We start from the raw sequence: 639 nt of genomic DNA, 5'->3' as shown, positions 1-639 counted from the left end.
CAAGCCCGTTAAACTCGTGTGCTTAACACTTTACGTCAGTGTTCAACGAAACTGGCTTGAGGCTAATTGAACGATGCTGAAACTTCAAGCAACATATGCAACAAGGCTTACATTTTTTCATGTCACTCTAGACCCACTGGCATAGTCTTTATTCACTTACTGGAGGACTCGGCCGTATAAGATTCGAACTTTAGGGTTGTCAGTAACATCGAGATTTATGAGGCGTAAGCCTAACTTCATACGCCATGCTTGAAAGCGACTGACTTTAACTGTTCTGGTTTGCATGCCATTCCCCCTATTGGTCTTCAAGTGCGTCTGCAAGCTTATTTAGAGCGGTTGCCAATCTACGCATATGAGGTATTTCATCAGATAAATCACCTTGCTCGTAGGCTAATTCGATTGATTTTGAGGTTGGGGCTTCATCATGAAAAATTCCACCATAATTGAGACATTGATAAACTTCTATTTCTGCTTTTTTAACTCTTTCGCTATTCATCTCTATTACCTCTGGTTAGTCACGCACATTAGTTTTGTAATTTATATACGCATTGTAATTTAGAGTTAAAAAACAATATATGCAATCGCTCACATGCTTGTTATATCTGTCTCGATTTGATTTTGGTTACGTCGTGATGAGCC

Annotated in this window: 2 protein-coding genes; both read right to left on the bottom strand. The window is 39.4% G+C overall.

Annotated features, from left to right (window positions below; all coding sequences use genetic code 11):
• Nucleotides 1-156: 156 nt before the first annotated feature.
• Nucleotides 157-285: a hypothetical protein gene (locus tag VSA01S_RS20510; protein ID WP_258007801.1), complete on the bottom strand. Its 129-nt coding sequence runs from the start codon at nucleotides 283-285 to the stop codon at nucleotides 157-159.
• 10 nt (nucleotides 286-295) lie between these two features.
• Nucleotides 296-496, bottom strand: a complete 201-nt coding sequence (locus VSA01S_RS19860) for a hypothetical protein (protein WP_039981869.1) — start codon at nucleotides 494-496, stop codon at nucleotides 296-298.
• Nucleotides 497-639: the final 143 nt, after the last annotated feature.

Source organism: Vibrio sagamiensis NBRC 104589 (assembly GCF_007990935.1).
Classification (GTDB): Bacteria; Pseudomonadota; Gammaproteobacteria; order Enterobacterales; family Vibrionaceae; genus Vibrio; species Vibrio sagamiensis.
This window is presented reverse-complemented; position numbering and strand designations above follow the sequence as displayed.